16 protein-coding genes and 1 riboswitch are annotated in these 18,076 nt (G+C 42.4%); of the genes, 9 read left to right on the top strand and 7 right to left on the bottom strand.

Annotation, left to right across the window (positions count from 1 at the left end):
* Nucleotides 1-17: 17 nt before the first annotated feature.
* Nucleotides 18-2,312, bottom strand: coding sequence for a ribonucleoside-diphosphate reductase subunit alpha (locus tag BW724_RS19530; RefSeq protein ID WP_088076797.1), 2,295 nt, complete (start codon nucleotides 2,310-2,312; stop codon nucleotides 18-20).
* Nucleotides 2,313-2,877: 565 nt separating this feature from the next.
* Nucleotides 2,878-3,055: riboswitch (cobalamin riboswitch) on the bottom strand.
* 1,302 nt (nucleotides 3,056-4,357) lie between these two features.
* On the opposite strand from BW724_RS19530, the gene BW724_RS19525 reads away from it, so the two are divergent.
* The 5 genes from BW724_RS19525 (at nucleotide 4,358) to wrbA (ending at nucleotide 8,994) form a co-directional block, all read left to right on the top strand.
* Entirely contained in the window at nucleotides 4,358-5,317 is a 960-nt protein-coding gene (locus BW724_RS19525) for a tRNA dihydrouridine synthase (protein ID WP_088076796.1), read from the top strand.
* 277 nt (nucleotides 5,318-5,594) lie between these two features.
* Nucleotides 5,595-6,056 carry a MarR family winged helix-turn-helix transcriptional regulator gene (locus BW724_RS19520; RefSeq protein ID WP_088076795.1) on the top strand — a complete coding sequence of 154 codons (462 nt, stop codon included), beginning with the start codon at nucleotides 5,595-5,597 and terminating at the stop codon, nucleotides 6,054-6,056.
* Between the two features lie 214 nt (nucleotides 6,057-6,270).
* Nucleotides 6,271-7,200, top strand: coding sequence for a ring-cleaving dioxygenase (locus BW724_RS19515; RefSeq protein ID WP_088076794.1), 930 nt, complete (start codon nucleotides 6,271-6,273; stop codon nucleotides 7,198-7,200).
* Between the two features lie 161 nt (nucleotides 7,201-7,361).
* Nucleotides 7,362-7,778, top strand: coding sequence for a DoxX family protein (locus BW724_RS19510; RefSeq protein ID WP_088076793.1), 417 nt, complete (start codon nucleotides 7,362-7,364; stop codon nucleotides 7,776-7,778).
* 556 nt (nucleotides 7,779-8,334) lie between these two features.
* Complete coding sequence (gene wrbA / locus BW724_RS19505) at nucleotides 8,335-8,994, top strand: NAD(P)H:quinone oxidoreductase (RefSeq protein ID WP_088076792.1); 660 nt, start codon at nucleotides 8,335-8,337, stop codon at nucleotides 8,992-8,994.
* Nucleotides 8,995-9,053: 59 nt separating this feature from the next.
* Here the strand turns inward: wrbA and BW724_RS19500 are convergent, their stop codons facing one another.
* The 3 genes from BW724_RS19500 to BW724_RS19490 all read right to left on the bottom strand — a co-directional run bounded on the left by BW724_RS19500 (nucleotide 9,054) and on the right by BW724_RS19490 (nucleotide 9,894).
* Nucleotides 9,054-9,248, bottom strand: a complete 195-nt coding sequence (locus BW724_RS19500; protein ID WP_088076791.1) for a YvrJ family protein — start codon at nucleotides 9,246-9,248, stop codon at nucleotides 9,054-9,056.
* 155 nt (nucleotides 9,249-9,403) lie between these two features.
* Nucleotides 9,404-9,625, bottom strand: coding sequence for a DUF2922 domain-containing protein (locus BW724_RS19495; protein WP_088076790.1), 222 nt, complete (start codon nucleotides 9,623-9,625; stop codon nucleotides 9,404-9,406).
* Nucleotides 9,626-9,681: 56 nt separating this feature from the next.
* Complete coding sequence (locus BW724_RS19490; protein WP_088076789.1) at nucleotides 9,682-9,894, bottom strand: DUF1659 domain-containing protein; 213 nt, start codon at nucleotides 9,892-9,894, stop codon at nucleotides 9,682-9,684.
* A gap of 458 nt (nucleotides 9,895-10,352) precedes the next feature.
* Here BW724_RS19490 and BW724_RS19485 point away from each other — a divergent pair, with 458 nt between their 5' ends.
* The 4 genes from BW724_RS19485 (at nucleotide 10,353) to BW724_RS19470 (ending at nucleotide 14,781) form a co-directional block, all read left to right on the top strand.
* The gene (locus BW724_RS19485) at nucleotides 10,353-10,562 is read left to right on the top strand and encodes a hypothetical protein (RefSeq protein WP_140355020.1); all 210 of its coding nucleotides are present in this window, start codon (nucleotides 10,353-10,355) and stop codon (nucleotides 10,560-10,562) included.
* Between the two features lie 17 nt (nucleotides 10,563-10,579).
* Complete coding sequence (locus BW724_RS19480) at nucleotides 10,580-11,641, top strand: peptidoglycan recognition protein family protein (protein WP_088076787.1); 1,062 nt, start codon at nucleotides 10,580-10,582, stop codon at nucleotides 11,639-11,641.
* A 433-nt stretch (nucleotides 11,642-12,074) separates the two neighbouring features.
* On the top strand, nucleotides 12,075-13,544 hold the full coding sequence (locus BW724_RS19475) for an OmpA family protein (RefSeq protein WP_088076786.1): 1,470 nt from the start codon (nucleotides 12,075-12,077) through the stop codon (nucleotides 13,542-13,544).
* A 286-nt stretch (nucleotides 13,545-13,830) separates the two neighbouring features.
* A complete protein-coding gene (locus tag BW724_RS19470; RefSeq protein WP_088076785.1) occupies nucleotides 13,831-14,781 on the top strand; it encodes an aldo/keto reductase in 951 nt (316 codons plus the stop codon).
* 578 nt (nucleotides 14,782-15,359) lie between these two features.
* Here BW724_RS19470 and BW724_RS19465 read toward each other — a convergent pair.
* Genes BW724_RS19465 through BW724_RS19455 form a run of 3 tightly spaced genes read right to left on the bottom strand, consistent with a single transcriptional unit; the run spans nucleotide 15,360 to nucleotide 17,913 of the window.
* On the bottom strand, nucleotides 15,360-16,109 hold the full coding sequence (locus BW724_RS19465) for an ABC transporter ATP-binding protein (protein ID WP_176371481.1): 750 nt from the start codon (nucleotides 16,107-16,109) through the stop codon (nucleotides 15,360-15,362).
* A gap of 15 nt (nucleotides 16,110-16,124) precedes the next feature.
* Nucleotides 16,125-16,913, bottom strand: a complete 789-nt coding sequence (ssuC, locus tag BW724_RS19460; protein WP_088076783.1) for an aliphatic sulfonate ABC transporter permease SsuC — start codon at nucleotides 16,911-16,913, stop codon at nucleotides 16,125-16,127.
* Nucleotides 16,914-16,923: 10 nt separating this feature from the next.
* Nucleotides 16,924-17,913: an aliphatic sulfonate ABC transporter substrate-binding protein gene (locus BW724_RS19455; RefSeq protein WP_088076782.1), complete on the bottom strand. Its 990-nt coding sequence runs from the start codon at nucleotides 17,911-17,913 to the stop codon at nucleotides 16,924-16,926.
* Nucleotides 17,914-18,076: the final 163 nt, after the last annotated feature.

The following is an 18,076-nucleotide window of genomic DNA, read 5'->3' as shown; positions in this document are numbered from 1 at the left end:
CTACCAGCCTTCACAAGTTAGCTGTGGCAAGCCTCGCACTCTTCGATCTCTCCTTGAGATGTGCTTCGAACATAGTAGGTCGTTTTCAAGCCCTGCTTCCAAGCTTCCAAATGTAAATTCAATAATTCCTTAGCTCGAATTTCATGGTGAACATATAGGTTAAAGCTGATTCCCTGGTCCACGTGGCGCTGTCGAGCTGCGTTTTGACGAATGCTCCATTGTTGATCGAGTGCATGCCTTGTTTTTCTATAAAAAGCATAGGTTTGATAAGTTAAATCTGGAGCGGTTACTTTAAACTTAAAGTTCTTCTTTTCCTCCGCGAACTCCACTGCATATAATGGATCAATTCCGTCCGTTGAACCACCGATTTTTGCCGTAGAGGAATTCGGAGCAACGGCCATCATCCAGCCATTACGGACGCCATATTGGTGAACCTCCTGGCGTAATTTAGACCAGCGCTCCGAGTCATAGCTTCGACGATCAAAGTACTTTCCAGAATCCCACTCCGAGCCTTCAAAACAAGAGTAGGCTCCCTTTTCCTTGGATAACTCCATCGATGCGTGAATCGTGTAATAAGCGATGTTTTCATAGAGTTGGTCAGCATAATCCACGGCCTCTTCTGTCTCCCAATATAGTCCTCGAAGTGCAAGAAGGTGGTGCCAGCCGAATGTCCCTAATCCTACGGCTCGATACTTTTTATTTGTCATTTCTGCTTGTCCAACAGAAATCGTATTTAAGTCGATGGCATTGTCGAGCATTCTCATTTGAATCTTAATTACCCGCTTTAACGTGTCGGCACAAACTGCTGCTTTGGAAAGGTTAATTGACGACAAATTACATACGACGAAATCCCCTGGTTTTCTAACAATAACGATATTGCCTTCGTCATCTTGATACTCTTTCACCGTTGAAGTCGGAGACATATTTTGGGCGATTTCAGTACATAAATTACTGCAATAGATCGATGTTCGCCCTTGGCCGTTTATGTGTTTATTCGGGTTTTGTCGGTTGACTTCATCTCGATAAAACATATATGGGGTCCCTGTCTCAAGCTGTGAAACCATGATCCTTGCCATAATGTCCATCGCCCGATACGTATTTCGTGGCAACATTGGATGATTAACAGCCTCTTCATATTTTTTCGTAAAAAATTCATTGTCTGTTTCATCATAGAAATCCTCTAATCCAAGTGCGTTCCCGTCATTGTCCTTCCAACCCATGATTTGCTTCACTTGATGTGGGCAAAACGTATGCCATTCGCCAATGCTTTTTCCATTTTCATCGACTTCTTCAAGTTGTTTCATAAATAAATCGGGAATAGCAACGCCAGTAAAAATGTCATGGGCTTTCCTTCGCTCATCACCATTATTTGTTTTTAAATCAAGGAAGCCATTCATAATATCTTTGTGAAAAACATCTAAGTAAACCGCAATCGCACCTTGCCTTTGTCCCAACTGATCGACACTGACTGCAGTATTGTTGATTTGCTTAATCCAAGGAACCACTCCAGAAGAATTCCCCTTAAATTTCTTTATATCAGAGCCTAAAGCACGGACTTTCCCGTAATAAATTCCTAAGCCACCGCCATCCTTACTCAGCCGCGCAACATCCCAATTATTCAAATAAATACTGTCTAATGAATCATCGACGGTGTCGATAAAGCAGGAAGATAGCTGACCATAACTTTTTCCGGCATTAGCTAAAGTTGGTGTTGCCACTGTCATATTTAAGCTGCTCAGTGCCCAATATGCCTCTTGGATCAATTCTATTCGTCGTTCCTTCTTCTCATCTTTCATTAATGTCATCGCAATAATCATAAAGCGTTCCTGAGGCAACTCCACATAATTCCCCTCATAATCTTTAGCTAGATAGCGATCTGCCAGTAAAAACAGGCCAACGTATTGGAATAGGTGGTCCTTTTCTGGATCAATCGCCCTTCCTAGTTCCTTAATTTCTGCTTTTGTATAGTCATTTAGTAGATTGCTAGAATAAATGCCGATATCGGTCAATCTCTTTATGAGAGAATAGAAATCTCCATACGCTGTGGAATAGTGGTTATATCCACGTACCTTTGCTGCTTCTGCATATAACTGTTGCAAATGAACTTGTGCAGCCACATATGTCCAGTCTGGCTCAGACATTGAGATTCTATTTAGAGCATAGTGCAGCACTTCTGAAAACATGGAAGGGCCATCTAGCTTTTTCAGTTTTTCTTCTTGTAAAAATGAATCGTCCAGTTCGTACTTCGTTGTAATTTCCTTAATGATGTTGTACTCGTAAGTTTCAGTTTTTGTTTCGATTTCGATAGTCATCTAATCCATCTCCCTTGAATAGTTGTTTATTGTTAATGGATATTACTAATTTGGTGATTGCAGGTTGCTGACTGCGAATGGTAATAACAGGTTGCGAATGTGAATGGTGATTACTGATAAATTTAGTGCTGAATCCTGAATGCTGAATCCTGCTTGCTAAAGTGATTGCTGATAGTTTAATGCTGAATCCTGAATGCTGCTTGTTAAAGTGATTGCTGATAGTATAGTGCTGAATCCTTAGTGCTGCTTGCTAAAGTGATTGCAGATATTTTAATGCTGAATCCTGATTAAAGAGATTGTTGATAGTATAGTGCTGATTGCTGATGGGGAATTATGTTAGTTCCTTTTGTGATCAATGTTCATTACCCATTAATACTTTTTTGCTTTCGCGGTGAAATAGCATTGAAGTTTTGCTTTTGGGAATATAAAAAAATCCATCTCTTTCCGAAGATGGATTTTAAAAAGTAGAATTAGTATATAAATTAGATAGGACAAGCAAATATAGACCTAGCACTTGCTTCTATCTCATCATACCCTCATTCCACCTTCCCAACTCCCGAGGAAGATAATAGAAAATAAAAATGGCAGGTCTCCTGACTCGTGCTTTCCTCTACTTTAAGTCCTTCCCGTCTCTCGACAGTGGGTTTACTTATTTCGTCTGCACTTACAGTTGCGGGGACAGTTCTGGTTTTTCACCAGATTCCCTATTAAGCCGTAACAGCACCATTTCTACTGGTATATCACAATATGTAGTTGTTTTATTTATCTGCAATACTATATATCCGCATTTACTAGTTTAGTATACTTGGAAAAATAGTACAAGAACTTTTTATCGAAAAATGTTGTTTTTTTGAAAGGCGGGGCGGAGTGCAGGGGTGGGTGAACGTAGGGACGGTTCTGATGTTTACGAAGTGGGGTGGTGGGGGAACACGAACGCAAGTGGGTGTGGCCGTAGGTGCTCATTTCGCGTTCGAATTCGATTAGATCCCTATCGAACGCGAATTTCAGGAAATATCAAGATTTCGCGTTCGATTAGCTCCCTATCTCACGCGAACTTCAGGAAAAATCCCGATTTCGCGTTCGATTGGCCCTCTATCTCACGCGAACTTCATGTAAAATCCCGATTTCGTGTTCGATTGGACCATTATCTCACGCGAACTTCAGGTAAAATCCCGATTTCGCGTTCGATTGGGCCTCTATCTCACGCGAACTTCAAGTAAAATCAAGATTTCGCGTTCGATTAACTCCTTATCGCACGCGAACTTCAGGTAAAATCCCGATTTCGCGTTCGATTGGCCCTCTATCTCACGCGAACTTCAGGAAAAATCCCGATTTCGCGTTCGATTAGCCCCCTATCTCACGCGAACTTCAGGTAAAATCCCGATTTCGCGTTCGATTGGCCCTCTATCTCACGCGAACTTCAGGAAAAATCCCGATTTCGCGTTCGATTAGCCTCCTATCTCACGCGAACTTCAGGTGAAATCCCAATTTCGCGTTCGATTAGCACCTTATCGCACGCGAACTTCAGGAAAAATCAAGATTTCGCGTTCGATTAGCACCTTATCGCACGCGAACTTCAGGAAAAATCCCGATTTCGCGTTCGATCGGCCCTCTATCGCACGCGAACTTCATGTAAAATCTCGATTTCGCGTTCGATTAAACTCCTATCTCACGCGAACTTCATGTAAAATCCCGATTTCGCGTTCGATTAAACCCTTATCTCACGCGAACTTCATGTAAAATCAAGATTTCGCGTTCGATTAGCCTCCACTCTCTTCAAAGATAAAACAAGTGAGATTAGTTGGCTGAGCACCTATTTATGTAAACGCAAGAACCGTCCCTGCGTTCACTAAAAAGTCACGCTCATCTTGATACTCGGTGCTTAAGCATGGTATAAGTGTAAAAGGAGCAGGGACTTTTACACTTATAAATCTTTACTTGGATTTTTTCTCTGAGATAGAAAGCCAGCGAAGGGATAGCAGAATAACCTAAGTGAAACCTGCCCAATTAACACATTTACATCACGAGAGGATTTGAATATAGATATGAAAGAAAATTTTTGGCGTGATTTACCACGACCATTTTTTATACTAGCACCAATGGAAGAAGTGACAGATGTTGTTTTTCGCCATGTAGTTAGTGAAGCAGCGAGGCCAGACGTGTACTTTACGGAGTTTGCAAATAGTGAGAGTTATTGTCACCCAGAGGGGAACCAAAGTGTGCGCGGGCGGTTGACATTTACGGAGGACGAACAGCCGATTGTGGCCCATATATGGGGGGACAAGCCTGAGAATTTTCGGCAGATGAGTGTTGGTATGGCGGAACTTGGGTTTAAGGGTATCGATATCAATATGGGGTGCCCAGTTCCCAATGTGGCGCGGCACGGGAAGGGAAGTGGCCTTATCCAGCGCCCAGATGTCGCTGCAGAGTTAATACAGGCAGCAAAGGCTGGAGGGCTTCCTGTGAGTGTAAAAACTCGGCTTGGTTTTACAGAAGTAGACGAATGGCGTGAATGGCTCACGCACATTCTGAAACAAGATATTGCTAATCTCTCCATTCATTTGCGGACAAGGGAAGAAATGAGCAAGGTTGATGCGCATTGGGAATTGATTCCCGAGATTAAAAAACTTCGCGATGAGGTGGCGCCCGACACGCTCTTGACGATCAATGGGGATATTCCTGATCGTCAAACTGGTTTGAAGCTCGCCAACCAATATGGGGTTGATGGAGTTATGATTGGCCGCGGAATTTTTCATAATCCATTTGCCTTTGAAAAAGAGCCGAAAGATCATACCAGTAAGGAGTTGCTTGATCTTTTGCGTTTGCATATGGATCTCCATGATAAATATGCAGGCTTAGAGCTGCGCCCGTTCAAGGCTCTTCATCGCTTTTTTAAGATTTATGTTAAGGGCTTCCGAGGAGCGAGCGGCTTAAGAAACGAATTAATGAACACAGAGTCAACAGACGAAGTGCGTGAATTACTTGATAGCTTTTTGTTAGAGTGAACGCAGGGACGGTTCTTCCGTTCACGTAGGTCCTTAATCATTGGGGGAGGTCCATCACTTAGGGAATCCAATGGGTGGCGGACTTCGATATAAGTAGTAAGTAGTAAGTGCAGGATATGCAATGGTAGTGAAGACCACACACAGATGAGACAGAAAAAGGACGGTTCTTGCGTTTTTGTGAACGCAAGAACCGTCCCTGTGTTTTTAGGTTGACACTAGAAAATAAATTGTTATATAATTATCTCGAATTCGAGACAATAAAAAAGGAATGATTGTTATGGATATTCAAAACAATAAACAATTAGACGAGGATTTGTCATTAAAGTTATTTGTTGTTTTATCCCGATCATTGCAGTCAATAAAAAAACGTGTGGAAGAAGATATAAAGAGTTTTGACCTTAATCCAACGGAATTTGCCGTTCTTGAGTTGCTTTATAACAAAGGTGAGCAGCCCATTCAGAAAATCGGTGATAAAGTATTGATTGCGAGCAGCAGTATAACATATGTGGTCGACAAGTTGGAAAAGAAGAAATACCTAGAGAGAAAGCCTTGTCCAAAAGACCGCCGTATTACCTATGCTGCAATAACGACAGATGGAACTGAACTAATGAATGAGATTTTTCCAAAACATAAAACTGCGATTCAAGAAATTTGCGCAGGTCTAGATTTGGATGAAAAGAAGAACTTGATCGAACAGTTAAAAAAGTTAGGGTATCATGCTCAAGGCTTAGAACTCTAATTTTTTTAAAATAATATCTCGAATTAGTAATATATTAATTAAAGACAACTTCGGAGCTTAGTTTTTCAAAAACAGTAGAACTCAATTTTCTTCAAAACGTAACAAAACATTTTTTTCAAAACGCAACACAACATTTTTGCCCAAACGTAACACTACATTTTTTCAAAAAGTAGGTTTGTTCTAAATTAATTTAAATTGAGAGGAGTGCAAGGAAGTGAGTAGAAAAACGATGGGGATTCATCATATCACGGCGATTGTTGGGCACCCGCAAGAGAATGTAGACTTCTATGCTGGGGTATTAGGGCTGCGTTTAGTTAAAAAAACTGTTAACTTTGATGACCCTGGGACTTATCATCTTTATTTTGGGAATGAAGGCGGGAAACCAGGGACAATTATCACATTTTTCCCATGGGCTGGTGCTCACAAAGGCAAAATTGGAGGTGGACAGGTTGGCGTCACATCGTATGTTGTTCCTAGAGGGGCTATGGAGTTTTGGGAAGAGCGATTAGAGAGGCATAACGTTTCTTTTAGAAAAACAAAGCGGTTCGGTGAGCAATATTTGCAGTTCGATGACCCCCATGGACTTCAACTGGAGATCGTGGAAAGGGAAGAGGGGGATATCAATACGTGGAGCTCTGGAGGGGTAACTTCAGACGTTGCCATTAAAGGATTCGGGGGCGCAACTCTATTCTCGACTCGCCCTGAGAAAACAGCAAAACTGTTAGTGGAAACGATGGGGTTAGAGTTGATTGCAGAAGAGGGAGACATGGTTCGCTACCGCTCAACTGCAGATATTGGAAACATCATTGATCTGAAGCGATCTCCTGTGGCCCGTGGATCAATGGGAGTTGGGACAGTCCATCACATTGCATGGAGAGCGAGTGATGATGAAGATCAACTGGCGTGGAAGGCTTTTGTTGAAAACTTTGGCTATAGGGTTACACCAGTGCAAGACCGAAACTATTTCAATGCCATTTACTTTAGGGAGCAGGGGGAATTATTGTTTGAGATTGCGACGGATCCACCTGGTTTTTCCCATGATGAAACTCATGAAACGATGGGGAAAAACTTGATGTTACCTCAGCAGTATGAAGCCCATCGAGGATTAATTGAAGAAAACTTGGGAAAGCTGGAGGTTCGTTGAAAAGAAAGTTAGGCAATTTGTTAGTAAAATCAAGGGTAAAACCATGATACTATTTTTTTCTAAAACAAATATCTTGAATTCGTAATATATTAAATGATAATATACTAAATAGTGATATTTGATTCATGCTAAAAATATTGATTGTGTAGGAGGAGAGCGGTGTGTCAGACAAAAATGAAATTGGGGCACTATTATTGCGTGTCATGTTAGGGATTGTGTTCCTAGCGCATGGTGCTTCTAAATTCCAAGGTGGAATTGAAAATATTGTAGGCTGGTTCGAAAGTATCGGCTTACCAGGAGCACTGGCTTACGTTGTAGCAACGATTGAACTAGTTGGGGGAATTGCCTTGATCCTAGGTATCGGAACGCGAATTGTTTCTGCTTTGATAGGGTTGATCATGATTGGTGCAATTGTGACTGTACAATTTGCCGCAGGATTTTTAGATGGGTATGCCTACGATCTTGTTCTACTGATCATGGCTGTTTACTTAGTTTTGAATGGTAGCAAGCTGCTGTCAATTGGCCAACTAATTTTTAGAGGCCAAGACAACGATGATTCTTTTGTGAAAACTGCGTAGATAAATGCTTATTATGTAAAAACAGCGCGGATATCTCGAATTAAAGATGAATGGAATTGAGATATTTAAAGCGTCAATTTGGCGAAAAAAAAGAGTAGATATCTCGAATTAGAGAAAAATGAAACCGAAGTATATAAGACAGTACACTTAGTTTTTTACAAAACTAGCGGGGTTATCTCGAAATGAAGAAAAATGAAACTGAATTATATAAGACTGTATACTTAGGTTTTTATAAAACTAGCGGGGTTATCTAGAAATAGAGGAACATGAATCCGAAGTATATAAGACTGTATTCTTGTTTTTTGGCAAAAGTAGTGAAAATATCTCGAAATAGAGAAAAAATGAAACTGAAGTATATAAGACAGTACACTTTATTTTTTGCAAAACCAGCACTGATATCTCGAATTAAAGATAAACGAATTAAAAGTAGAAGCTGTTGGAGAAGTAAACGAACATGAACATGAACAAGTAATTCATGAAAGGGAATCATTTTCAATGGAGGTGGTTCTTATCAAATAGGATTAAATGCAATTAATTAATAAAGGAGAATTTTGAAATGGGAATTATCAATAAACTATTTGGAAAAACAAAGGAGTCGAATGAAATGTCAAACGTAAAAGTAGTAGTTGTTTATTATAGTATGGGTGGAACAAACTACCAATTGTCAAAATGGGCAGAAGAAGGTGCAACTGAACTCGGTGCTGAAGTAAGAGTATTAAAAGTGCCTGAGCTTGCTCCACAGGAAGTCATTGATGAAAATGAAGGTTGGAAAGCGCATGTGGAAGCAACGAAAGATGTACCTGAAGTTACTTTAGATGATCTTGAGTGGGCAGATGCGATTATTTTCAGTGTACCAACTCGTTTTGGGAACATGCCAGCACAAATGAAACAATTCCTAGATACAACAGGTGGTTTATGGTTTAACGGAAAGCTTGTCAATAAAGTAGTGAGTGCTATGGCTTCGGCTCAAAACCCTCACGGTGGTCAGGAAGCAACAATCTTAAACCTATACACGACAATGCATCACTGGGGTGCGCTCATTGCATCGCCTGGTTACACGGATCCTGTTCAATTCACTTCTGGAGGAAATCCATACGGAGTTAGTGTAACAGTTGGTCAAGATGGAAAAATGGTTGAAGACGTTCACGAAGCTGTGAAACATCAAGCGAGACGAACAGTTACTGTGGCAGAATGGGTGAAAAAAGGAAATCAATAATTATACTATTGTGGCGGTTCTTGCGTTGTTTTTTGTGAACGCAAGAACCGTCCCTTTGTTTACTTACCAACGGGTTTTATGGCCACTTGTCGCTTCAAGGCGTTTGTCTCCTCGTTGCCCATTTGAACGAGCTTCCCTAAGTACATTACCGATTGATTCAACTGATCCAGTTTTTTCTCAACGCGGTGTAGTAAATAGAAAGTGACGGCAATGGGAAAACCGTAATCACCCACAAGACTTAGCCATGCCTCCATACTTCTCTCCTCCTTTCTTCAATTAAAAAGAGAGGGTTGGCGCTGCTGACGTTCAGTCCCAGTCCCAATCCCTCTCCCAAATGATTACATGATTACGAGATTACATAATTACGAGCTTACATGATTACGAGATTACATGATTCTATGATTCGAGATTACAATTCGATTTGCACTTCTTCCACTTTACGTTCTACGATGCGTGCCCCTCGTTTCTGGACGAGCAATCCTTCGCGACTTGTGAAAACACTATTGGCAATCACCACGTCCATGACTTGTGAAACAGCTTGGCTGTCCACTGGCTCGATTGGATCATCAATGGAAATAGTGACATTTTTGCCACCTGCATTAATGAACTGCAATTCTAGCTTTTTGGCCATCTTCATTCACCTCCTTATTCCTAAGATTCGCCTGCCTCCGACCCCGGCCCCGGCCATTACTCCACTAAGTCGTACGTGTTGCTACGTTCAACTGCATCCAACGAATGCTTCTGAAGTGTTGAGAGTGCGAGGGCTGTTGCGAATAGCTCCTCATTACTAGCTAGGTTCGAGATGTTGCGATAATGCTTTGTTTTAAAAATTGGAGTTTCCTCTTCGTCGTAGCCAGTTACAAACAATAACGTCAGTCTAGAAAAAACTAGATTGTCCATGCTTGTCCACCTCCTTTCACCCTATAAGTAGGAAATTTGCGCAGAAAAATCAGTGACAAGTTTGTGAACAATCTGGTGGGGGCGCGGGTGGTGAACGCAGGGACGGTTCTGCGTTCACGGTTTGGGAATTATCTTTCTGCTGCACCTCAGGTAGGGGGTCTATTCTTCTATTTGAACCTAAGATGTGGGGAGTTTGTGGCGGAAATGTGACGCATATGGAAAGATTTTTTCAGTTTTCAAAAATAAATCTGATTTTTTGGTCGTTTTTCCCTACTTATTATATGAATGAGAGGGGGGGAAGGTGTAAACGCAGGTAAACGCAGGGACGGTTCTCCCGTTCACGAGGGGGGATTTTGTCGAATTCCCTTTACTATACTGATTTTTGCCCGATTCACAAACTTTTTACCCGATTCACAATTTCACATTCGAGTGGAGGCGGCAAGAAACAGGTTTTGCTAATGAAGTATAGAAAGGAGGTAACATTTCTTTACCAATTAGAGGGAGATTCACCAATTCAATACCAAAAAAGAGCCCGAGACAGCCTACCTAGGTCATCGTTAGTGCTTGAATCATCAAGTTTTCAGCAAAAAGCCCATCAAAATGAATTTGTGAATGAAGAAACAGACAAGAAACGCTTCGTCAATTCAAAAAAACAACTAAACAACTAAACTGGAGGGGAAAACGAATGAAGTTAACCAAAAAAATGATGGTTAAGAACGATTGTTACAAAAGTGGGAGGAAAATCAAGCCGAGGGGGATCATGATCCATTCGACGGCAACGCCTGGTGTCATGGCCGCCGCGTGGTTTTCCAGGTGGAACAAGTCCTATCAGGCCGGCGAGATGAGTCGGCAGGTTTGCGTCCATGCGTTTGTGGACGATGGCGAGGTGTGGCAGTATTTGCCATGGAACCATCGCGGCTGGCACTCGGGCGGCGCGGCGAACAACACTCACATTGGCATCGAAATGTGTGAGCCAGGTGGATTCACTTACGGGAAGGGCAGCGTGATGGTTGGCTATGCGCCAGCGGTTCATGAGCGTTACTTTCGAGCGGTTTGGAAAAATACGGTGAGCCTCTGCGTCATGCTTTGTCGCATGTATGGGCTGACGGAGAAGGAAATTCTTTGTCATTCAGAGGGGCGGGCGCGGGGGATCGCGAGCAACCATGGCGATGTGATGCACTGGTTTCCGAAGCATGGAGAGAATATGGATCGTTTTCGATTGGCGGTAAGGAGGGAGCTTGCCAGTGGGCACCCGGGTGACATTGGAGGTGGAAGTGGCGCTGGAGGTGGAGGCACCCAATTGTTAGAAGGCGCTCAAGATGGAGCAACATCTCAAATGGCAGTTGCAGTTGCTTCTCAACCTGAGGGCAAGGGCAAAGCTGCTGCTGTTGCTACAAAGTTAGTCAAACAGCCAGATCAGCAACCAGTTGCCCAACAAGACCTGAAACAAGCTGCCAAAGAAAGCTCTCAATCTACGAATTCGAAAGTTCCGTCCATCGCAGTGGGGGACGTGATAGAAGTTCTAGTGGAAGCGCGAACCTATTATCCTGGTGGGCCAACCATTCCGAATTGGGTGAAGACATCGTGTTTCCATCGGGTTATTCAAGTTACATCTCAGGGAAGAAAAGTGATGAGAGGTGGTGCTGAGTGTGTGCTTCTTGGAAAGAGGATTGATAGAAAAAGTGGCGTAGAAACAGATGGAATTATGACGTGGATTGATAGAAGGAATGTGAAAAAGCGGGGTTGACGGTGAACAGAGGTGTGAACCGGGTTTGTTTGAACAGCAGTGTGAACAGCGGGACGGTTCTTGCGTTTACACGTCACTGGATTAGTAGATTGGGAATTAACAAAGGGTGGCTCTTGTGTTTGCGCCTTGCTGCTAGCGCACTATGTCGCGCACTGCATTAGCAAATCACAAAAGCCACCCAACCCTAAGCCGCCCAACGCGAAATGCGATGCACTGTGAACGGAAGAACCGTCCCTGCGTTTACGAAATGCGACACACTGTAAACGCAAGAATGTTGTGACCCCACGTTCACCAAAAACGCAACACCGACATGCGTTTATAGGTCCTTTTTCATATTTTCGAAAGGGTCAGCTTATTGTACCATATAAAAAGCGGAATTTTTTGACAATTACACAATGAATATGGATTACATAATAACGGTGAGGTGTAAAAAGTGCTCATTAAAAATTGGTTGAAGTGGTCTTTTGTCGTACTTCTTTTTTTTACAGTAGCTTGTAGTGATGATGATGGTGACAACACAGCAAATGAGGAAGGTGGACAAGAAGCTGATGGCAGCGGACAGGAGTTGGAAGAGAACGAGGGTGAGGGAAGTGTGCCTGTGAATAGTACAGATAATGATAGTGAAGGTGAACAACTGGGAGACGCCGAAGCAACCAGTGAAGATGGGAGTGCAGCCTCCAATGCAGATGAGGACTACAAACAAGATCTTGGCAACCTCAAGGTTTGGATTGGTGGCGAAGTGGAAGTCACTGAAGATTCCATTATCATACACGGGGAGAGTAACATTCTGCCAGGTGCTTCAATAACATCTTCAGGCGCTAGTTCGATCGGAATGAATATCGGGAAATACATGGACAATACGAAAGTGGAGGACGATGGATCGTTCTATTTTGAATTTCCAACACACGATAAATGGTTTTCCCTTCGCTTAAGTCTCAGTCACCCGATTGGCGGGGACACTAGGGAGCATTATGGTAGGGAGTTTGAAAAAGTAGTTGGGCCGCAAGTGTATTTGCAGCAAAACCAAACTTATAGTGTAAGATCTATATTAGAATTTGATCCGAATGATGGAAAAGAGGTTCCTTACAGTTTTGAAAACGAAGTGCCCGAATGGTATGAGCGGCCGGACGATTATGGCGATCCGAACGTTTGGATGGAAGTGGACATAACAACGGACCATTCCTACATCTACTTTCACGGGCGCAGTAATCTGGTGGAAGGAACTAGTTTGGGGGGGAATTTACGGTTTGAAGATGGCCGTATTGTGCCATTCGCACACGATTTTTCCAACGTAAATCAAGATGGGTCCTTTGATCTGAAGGTCAGCTACACGAGTCTGAGGCAAGGAATGTATATGCCGATTCGCTTTGGTGACCATTGGGAGCTGTGGGATAATGTCCAGGAGGCTTACGGTGAGGCTGGCGAAAAACTCGAGGGGGATCTCGTGCAAGTTGGTGATGACGGGGAAAAATACATTGAATACTTAGTGCAATTGGATGTTCCTGACGTCACGACCCCTGAAGAAGTGGACGTTACTGCAGAGGAAGAGGAAATTAAGTTGCAAGTTCCAGATGATTTGCTGTTTGATTTCGACGAAAGTGTGCTGAAGGAAGAAGCGAAAGAGACGTTAGATGAGATTATTGGCGAGTTGGGAACCCTTCCTGAAGGTACGGCCATTCATATTAACGGCCACACGGACAATGTGGGTGATCCGGATTATAACTTGAAGTTATCTGAAGACAGGGCAGCTGCGGTTTTTGAATACCTGGTTGCAAGTGGAGAGGCGGACCACTTGGCGATTGAAAAATTCGGGTTCGGCGATACATCACCGATAGGGCCTAACGACAGCGAAAGTGAAAGGAGCCGAAACCGAAGAGTAGAAATCGTGATCAACCCGCAGTGAGTGTGGTGTGTATGCTAAGATGGGTGTGAACGGCGGGACGGTTCTTGCGTTCACGCGATGCGGGAGGTAGACGCAGGGACGGTTCTCACGTTCACAAAATAGGAAAATCAAACATTGGTAGATGATAAACAGGGGGCTGTTCTTGCGGGCAGCCGAAGCAATGTGCAGTGTGATCGAACGATGCATCGTGAACGATCCACAACACAATGTGAACTAACATTACAGTGTCGTAACGTAAACGCAAGAACCGTCCCCATGTTTACAACACAGAAAAGTAGGTGTAGTTATGGAGTATCGACAATTAGGTAAAACAGGTTTATCTGTATCAACTTTGAGTTTTGGTGCGTCTTCTCTAGGGTCAGTGTTTAGGGAGGTTAATGAAAAAGAAGGCATCAAAACTGTAAGAACAGCTGTAGATAACGGAATCAATTATATTGATGTTTCTCCTTATTATGGTTTAACAAAAGCTGAGACTGTGTTGGGTAAAGCTATACTTGAGCTAAAAAGGGATGAAATTATCTTATCTTCGAAAGCAGGGAGATACGGTAGTGATGATTTTGACTTTTCCTACAATAAAATAATGACAAGTGTCGAGGAAAGTTTGAGCAGATTAAATACGGATTACTTAGACATGTTATTTTTACACGACATCGAGTTTGGTGACTATAATCAGATTATTGAGGAAGGCATTCTTGCATTGCAAGAGCTTAAGAAAACTGGAAAAATCAGATTTTACGGCGTTTCTGCCTTACCATTACCAGTTTTTACAAAAATAATTAAAGATGTGCCCTTAGATGTTATTCTTTCGTATTGTCACTACTCATTAAATGATACTTCGCTGTTAGATTTAATACCTCTCTTAGAAAAAAATGGTGTTGGTCTGATAAATGCTTCTCCACTTTCGATGGGGCTACTGAATGATAGACCTGTTGCAGATTGGCACCCCGCGGATATGGAAATTATAAAATTATGTAAAGAAACAGCTGTGTACTGTAAGGGACGTGGTGAAGACATTGCTAAGCTAGCCATTCAATTTTCGACTTCCAACCCCCAAATACCCACTACACTAGTAAGCACTGCTAGTGAAACGAATATTTTGAAAAACATAAGTTGGTTAAAGGAAAGTATAAATGAGGAATTAATGGAAGAAGTTCGAAGAAGGCTCGCCCCTATTCATAACAGAACGTGGCCAAGTGGTAATAAAGAGTACCATCAACGTATTTCTCAAATAGGGTAAACACAGGGACGGTTCTTCCGTTCACAGTTTTGTGAACGGGAGAACCGTCCCTGCGTTTACGATCGGTGCATAGTTTATCATCTTGTGGGTACCTTAATAAATACATGAGTAAATGAATACAGCAAGAAGAAAAATGAATTCTAGCTTAGAAATAAAATTTCCTAAATGGCAAACAACACTCAATAATGGAGGAGTTAACATGTCTGAACATAGTGGTAGAAAACCTAATTTCGAACCTACAAATCCAGATCGTAAATTACCAAATGAACAACAAAGAGGTAAAGCAAAATCTAACGCACGTGGTAAAACTCGGTAAACAAACGGAGGGACGGTTCTTGCGTTTATGGAGCGTGTAAGTGAGTCGGATTTTGTCGAATTCCCTTTATGTGAGAGTTATTTACCCGATTCCCACACGGTTTTACCCGATTCACAAACTTTTTGCCCGTTTCGCACACATTTTTACCCGTTTCACAATTTCACATGTGTAAATAGAAACGGCGCAGCGTCGTGAACGGCAGAACCGTCCCTGTGTTTACCCGTGAACGGCAGAACCGTCCCCATGTTTACCGCAACCATGTTTAGGTTTTTTGCATAACGCGGTCGATTACTTTTTGTTCTAGTTCTGTTACGTCGTGATCGTCTCTACCCCTTGGGCGTTCCATTGGAACAGTAAGGTCCATGGCGATGTTTCCTCGTTCTAACAGGACAACTCTGTCTGCGAGGGCGATCGCTTCAGATACGTCATGAGTGACAAGGAAGGCGGTGAAGCCTTGTTCCTTCCATAGTTTTTGAATGAGTTGGTGCATTTCAAGTCTTGTAAAGGCATCGAGTGCACCTAATGGTTCGTCCAGTAAGAGGAGTTTAGGCTTACTAATTAATGCGCGGGCCAAGGCGACTCGCTGCTTTTGTCCTCCAGACAGGACACTAGGCCATTCATTCTCTTTTCCTTTTAAACCAACTTGTTCTAGCATTTCTGCAGCAAGTGCACGTAGCTCCTTTTTATCCTTCTTTTGCTTCGTTTTAGAAAGCCCCACAACTACGTTTTCTAGGACAGTTAACCATGGAAGTAAACGGGCTTCCTGAAACATGACTCGAACTTCATTTCTGATTCCTACTATTTTTTCATCACCAATCAATATTTCACCAGTTGTTGGTTTCTCTAGACCTGCGAGCAAGCGGAGAAATGTGCTTTTTCCACAACCACTACGCCCTACAATCGATATAAACTCTCCTTGTTTCGCTGTTAAATCGAGATCAGTCAATACTTGTTCTGTCCCGAAGGATTTATTTAACTCTGATACTTGTATATGAATTCCTTGATTACTCAACCTTTTCACCACCCTTTATTTTTTCGGTATTTTCATATAGCTTGGATGCCATTTTAAAGTTTTCGCCTCAATGACCTTCGCGATCACATCAGCAAGTTTTCCAAGTAAGGCATAAATGATAATACTTAGGATGATGACATCGGTTCTCATAAACTCACGTGCATTCATCGCCATGTAGCCAATTCCAGAATCGGAAGCAATGGTCTCAGCAACAATCAGAGTCAGCCACATGAGACCTAAAGAATACCTTAGTCCGACAAAAATGGAAGGGAGTGCGCCTGGTAAAATGATTCGGGTAAACAGCTCCATCGGATTTAAGCCGTAAACTTTCCCCATTTCAATGTAACCTTTATCTACCGTGCGAATCCCGTGATACGTATTCACATAGATAGGGAAGAGGACCCCTAACGATACGAGAAATATCTTAGCTGTCTCATCAATTCCAAACCATATAATGACGATAGGAATTAAAGCCAAGTGTGGGATGTTACGAATCATTTGTATGGTTGAATCGAACAACCTTCCCGTGAGCGGAAAAAGTCCATTGATAAGTCCTAATAGGAAGCCAATTCCACCCCCAATCAGTAATCCGAGAAGGGCGCGGTACGTACTTATCATCATATGATAGTAAAGTTCACCTGACTGCAGTAGGCTAATGCCTGTCGTAATAATCGCAGTCGGAGGTGGGAAAAATCGAGATGATATAATTTCATAGGTAGAAAATATTTGCCAGCATATCAATAATGTAACGGGTAGAATCCAAGGCAAGCTTGCGTATAGTATGGAAGACTGGATTTTTTTCATAATCGTGACCTTAATTCCAATCCTCAGGAATCCATTCAGGATCTTCCGTTACCATGTCGGCTACCGTTATTTCCTCATCAATCAGCCCTTCTTGGAAAAAGACATCAGCAATATCCTGCTGCTCTGCAGTAATATTCGAATCAATTTTTTCTACCCCATAAGTTTTGCGATTCACTTGACGTTGCACTGGATCAAGCTCAATCCCAAGTTCTGCAGCAAGCACATCTGCAAGCTCATCTTTGTTTTCATTCGCCCACTCATCAGAACGGGCTAGCTCTGTTAAGATCGTACTTACTAACTCACTATTTTCGTTTGCAAAGTCCTCTGATGCAAAGTAGTAGGTGCGGTTATTTGTGAAACCTTCTCCATCTAACAAAATTCTAGCGTCTATATCTAGCTCAAGTGCAGCCAGGAATGGGTCCCAAAATCCGAGTGCAGAAACTTCTCCTGATTCGAATGCTGCACGCCCTTCCGATGCATCGGAAACATAAGCAAAATTAATATCTTCCTCTGATAATCCTACTTCCTGTAAAGCTTTTAATAATAGATAGTGAGAGTTCCAGCCTTGCCCGATAGCAACTCTTTCTCCTGCTAGGTCAGCAACTGTTTCAAACTCTGCGTCTCCATGAACGATAATTCCAAGCCCCTCTGGATTTGGTAATGCAGCAGCAACATAGACTAATGGCATACCAGCTGCTTGGGAGAAAACTGCATTTGCATCCGCTGCGTGGCCGAAATCGATGCTACCAGCGTTTAGTGCTTCAAGTAGTGCGCCACCAGTAGCAAGCTCGCGCCATTCTACTGAAATTCCTTGCTCTTGTAAGGCTTCATCTAAATAACCAGTAGTCTTTAAGATATGTAGGGAATTCCCTTTTTGAAATCCAACTCTAATGGTTTCAGATGCAGATGCTTCACCCGAAGCGTCTGTGTCTCCATTGCCACAGGCTGCAAGAGTAAGAAGAGTAATAATTGCGACAAATAAAAATAGTTTTTTGTACATTGTTCGTTCCTCCTAGTTGTTTTGTTTTTTTTTTTGGTGGGACAGGAAGGTAGTTTCGTTTCGTGTCCGACATTTCGGTGTGGCTGACTATGTATATAAGTTCGATAAACCTTATGTACTTAGTCGGGTTTAATGAATAAATCTAACTTTATAATAGTAACTA

It is taken from the genome of Litchfieldia alkalitelluris, assembly GCF_002153425.1.
Taxonomy (GTDB): Bacteria; Bacillota; Bacilli; order Bacillales; family Salisediminibacteriaceae; genus Evansella; species Evansella alkalicola.
The sequence above is the reverse complement of the archived record's forward strand: the minus strand, read 5'-3'. Positions and strand labels throughout refer to the sequence as shown.